Raw genomic sequence first — 245 nt, 5'->3', positions numbered from 1 at the left:
CTGGCGGTTGGCCAATCCGGGCTGAGCCGCACCCAAAACAGCTTCTAACGAAAATCCGCCCCCGTGTGCGGATTGCCCCCGTTTTTCGATTTGTTTGCACAATCCGACGACTTGGGTATGCCGATTGGCGCCGACGTTCTATTTCCTGTGTACCAAGGATTTTCATGACTTCGAGCAATACCCAAAGCCCCCTCGACGCGATCGCCAACGACGCCCTCGGCCTCGAGCAGCCTGTCGCCGCCGCC

General features: G+C 59.2%; 1 protein-coding gene. It reads right to left on the bottom strand.

What is annotated here, in order from left to right; all coding sequences use genetic code 11:
• Positions 1–44: 44 nt before the first annotated feature.
• A partial coding sequence (locus SB751_RS34215) for a hypothetical protein (RefSeq protein ID WP_410749522.1) occupies positions 45–245 on the bottom strand: 201 nt, incomplete at its 5' end.

This window comes from Cupriavidus sp. SIMBA_020 (assembly GCF_046535395.1).
In the GTDB taxonomy this organism is placed as follows: Bacteria; Pseudomonadota; Gammaproteobacteria; order Burkholderiales; family Burkholderiaceae; genus Cupriavidus; species Cupriavidus campinensis.
This window is presented reverse-complemented; position numbering and strand designations above follow the sequence as displayed.